The following is a 3,775-nucleotide window of genomic DNA, read 5'->3' as shown; positions in this document are numbered from 1 at the left end:
TTGTTGCGTGATCTTAAGCAGGTAAATATTAAGAAATTTGCCCGCCTAAATGATAAATGTGAAAGTGTCTCAAAACAATTAACCGCCTGGCATAAAAGCTCGCTCAATGCCGCAAAATAGAGAGTTCTTACTTGAAAAACTGTTTGAAGCTTATTATTCAACCAGAAAAAACAAGCGCAATACTCATTCTTGCACTGAATATGAAGTCAATTATGAAAGCCATTTAATAACTTTGTGCGACCGGTTACTTGATAAAACTTACCAGCCTAAAAGATCCATTTGTTTTATTTCTTTTTACCCCGTACAAAGAGAGATTTTTGCGGCTAATTTTGAAGATAGAATTATTCATCATTTGATTTTTAATGCTATTAACCCTATTTTCGAGAGATTGTTTATTCATGATAGTTATAGTTGTCGGAAAAACAAAGGCACTTCTTACGGTATAAAACGAGCCAAAAGATTCACAAGAGCAGTTAGTGATAATTATACAAAAGAAGCCTATGTGCTAAAATTGGATATTCGAGGGTATTTTATGAATATTAATAAACAGGTGCTTTACAGGCAAATTTTTAATGTTCTGAATAAATACAAGCACGAGATACCGCTTGATTTTGATTTTTTAAAATGGATTATTAAGATTGTGATTTTTCATGATCCTGTTAATAATGTATTGGTAAAAGGCAAACAATCTGATTGGCAAGGGCTACCAAGAGACAAATCATTGTTTTACACCCCTCAAGGGGGTACTGAACAGAGTGCTAAAAGTGATACAGGCTTGCCTATTGGCAATCTTACTTCGCAACTGTTTGGTAATATTTACTTGCACGGGATGGATAAGTTTATAAAGTATCAATTAGGGTTTAAGTATTATGGGCGCTATGTGGATGACTTTTTACTGTTTTCTACTGATAAGCAAAAGTTGCTTGAAAGTATTGGGAAAATAGCGGCTTATCTTCAAGATGTTGGATTGGATATTCATCCAAAGAAAATTTATCTACAACCTATAAAACATGGTTTTAAATTTCTAGGGGTTTTTATATTACCGCATAGAGTAACCATTGATAGGCGCACGAAATCGAGCTTTTATCATGCATTAAGAAAAGACTTTTCTTCTAATGAAGATTTCGTTGCATCGATTAATTCCTACCTAGGTTATATGAATAATTACGATAGTTTCAGATTGCGAAGAAAACTATTATTTGACCCATCTTTAACAGTTAAGATGAAATTTACTGCTAATTCAAATTTGTCAAAAGTGAGTGTTTGTAGTGCGAGATAAGCTTATTTTATTATTTTTTCCTATTCTGCTTTCTGGCTGTGGCGGTGGCGGTGGCAGTTCTGTGGCTGTCGTGCAACAGCCTGCTTCTTATTATCAAAGCGCTGAATACAATGCTCAGTATGGCTTAGGCAATATCAACGCAGCCGAGATTTACTCAGATGGCTATTCAGGTAGCGGGGTGACAGTTGCAGTTATTGACACTGGTGTAGACTTAGATCATTCCGATTTGGCGGATAATATCGCCTCAGGCGGTTATGACTATGTTGATAATGATAGTGATGCCAATGCTAATGGACAGGGTGTATATATGAGCCATGGTACGCATGTGGCCGGCATTATCGCTGGGGTAAAAAATGATACTGGTATGCACGGTGTGGCTTATAGCGCTAAAATATTAGCCCTACGTGCTGGAAATTCAGCCGGATCTTTATCTAGTAGTGCCATTGAAAGCTCGATTGACCAAGCCATTAGCCAAGGGGCTAAGGTGATTAATGTCAGTTTTGGCTCATCTAGTATTTTGTCATCCACTGCCAATAAATGGTTGAGCGCACATAATAACGATATTGTGTCTGTGCATGCTGCTGGTAATTCAAGCTTGAGTGACCCTAGTTATGGTGCAAAACTTCCTGTTGACTCAGGGTATGAGGCACTTGCTGATAGTTTGATTGCTGTGGTGGCAACCGATTCAAGCAACACAATTGCATCTTATAGTAATAAGTGTGGCGTTGCAATGCAGTGGTGTATGGCTGCCCCTGGTAGCAGTGTTTATTCAACCGTTGATACTGATGATAACAACTATAATGATGATTATGCCACTTTTGATGGCACCTCGATGGCTGCACCCCATGTATCGGGTGCTGTGGCAGTATTACGTTCAAAATGGCCATCAAAAACAGCTGCTGAAACAGTTACTATTTTGTACGATACGGCGACAGATTTAGGCGCTACGGGCGTGGATGTTATTTATGGTAGAGGTTTATTGAATCTTGATAATGCGGTGTATGCACAAGGCGCTTTAACTGTGCAAACTGCATCGGGTGGCAGTCATTATTTAAGTGACTCTAGTTTTTCTAGTAGTAGTGTTTTAGGTAGTGCACTCAGTCAATCTTTAGAGATAGCTGTGTATGATAAATATAAGCGTGATTATTATTTTAATTTAAACAGTGCTGTGTCAACACCAGACCCATTAAAAATTAGTGATGAGTTGAAATTTAGTGATTCAAATTTTGAAATAGATCTTGAGCCTGGGATGAAATTGTCTAGTGAATTAAATAAAGGCTCTATTCAAATTCAAAATAACTACAAAGACATAAAGATATCTTTTTCAGACAAACAGCCAGCATCTAAAGTTTTTGCTTTTAATAATGAAGCAAGGATAGCTGGATTATCTGATACTTATTCATTGTATAGTGATTCACATCTTTCACAAATTAATAACGCCAAGATTATCAATATTTCTAGCACTGGCAACACTAAAACTTCTTTAGGTGTTGTATCTGGATATACAGATAAAAGTAGCACACACTCTATTAATGGTGTAAATGTATCTGTACTTATAAACCCCACTAAAGATTCATCATTAATTGCACAGATTAGCCATTTGGAGGAAGATGATACTTTTTTATCTAACTATTTTAGTGGTGCTTATCAAACCGGCATAGCTAAAACAAAATCTATTAATTTAATTGCTAGATCAAAAGTTAACGATCATTTAGTTGTTGTTGCTCAATATAATAAAGGGCGGACTAGTGTAAATACTTTGGAAAATTCAGTAGTATCAAATATTTCAACCATTGATAGCTCTGGGTATTCAGCATCTTTAGTTGGTGCTGACGTTTACTCTAAAGGTGATACATTATTTGCAACTTACAAGCAGCCAACAAGGGTTGAGAATGGCGATATGATCTTAACAACTGCCAATGGATTAAATATGGATGATAGTATTAGTTTTGTCGATCAAACAGTTTCATTAAGCCCTATAGCAAGTGAAAAAATATTGACGGTTGGCTATTCAACTGATTATAGTAAAGATGCCGCCATGACAGTTTTATTGAATTACAGAGATAATCCAAACCATGATGCAACTGCTAAATCTGAAAATCAAATGATGATAAAGATAAATAAAAAATTCTAATGAATAGAAAACTAAAAATAAGTCTTGTAATTTTTTCACTTGTTGTGTTGTTGGGTTGTACTTCTGAAGAGGTTAAAACCTCGGATCAGCACATTCAGATTGATTTAAGTAAGGCTATTAAAGTCAACGAACATTTGCTGTATATTCCCATTGGCAGGGGTAATGATGGATGCATGATGTATCAAGCTTATTCGCAAACGAATCCAACCACCCAAGCCATTATTTATCAAAATGGTTTGGGTGGGTTTTCAATGAGTAAAAATAAGCAAAATTGTTTATAGATATGATATTTAAGGTGTAAATAAAGTCTAAAGCGTGGATTGCTTTGAGTATAATTTTTGGCTTATAGTGTTTGTTTTTTT

At 35.7% G+C, this 3,775-nt stretch carries 3 protein-coding genes; all 3 read left to right on the top strand.

The window, feature by feature from the left end; genetic code table 11:
* The first annotated feature begins 106 nt into the window (after nucleotides 1-106).
* The 3 genes from PSN35_RS06495 to PSN35_RS06485 are packed head-to-tail and all read left to right on the top strand — an operon-like array spanning nucleotide 107 to nucleotide 3,694.
* The gene (locus tag PSN35_RS06495) at nucleotides 107-1,279 is read left to right on the top strand and encodes a reverse transcriptase/maturase family protein (RefSeq protein WP_300031105.1); all 1,173 of its coding nucleotides are present in this window, start codon (nucleotides 107-109) and stop codon (nucleotides 1,277-1,279) included.
* Entirely contained in the window at nucleotides 1,269-3,413 is a 2,145-nt protein-coding gene (locus PSN35_RS06490; RefSeq protein ID WP_300031102.1) for a S8 family peptidase, read from the top strand. Before PSN35_RS06495 ends, PSN35_RS06490 begins: the two co-directional genes overlap by 11 nt.
* On the top strand, nucleotides 3,413-3,694 hold the full coding sequence (locus PSN35_RS06485) for a hypothetical protein (protein WP_300031099.1): 282 nt from the start codon (nucleotides 3,413-3,415) through the stop codon (nucleotides 3,692-3,694). The genes PSN35_RS06490 and PSN35_RS06485 overlap by 1 nt, the downstream gene beginning before the upstream one ends.
* The last annotated feature ends 81 nt before the right edge of the window (nucleotides 3,695-3,775 follow it).

Source organism: Candidatus Thioglobus sp., assembly GCF_028599055.1.
Taxonomy (GTDB): domain Bacteria; phylum Pseudomonadota; class Gammaproteobacteria; order PS1; family Pseudothioglobaceae; genus Thioglobus_A.
Note: the sequence above shows the minus strand (reverse complement) of the source record. Positions and strands in the feature narration are given on the sequence as shown.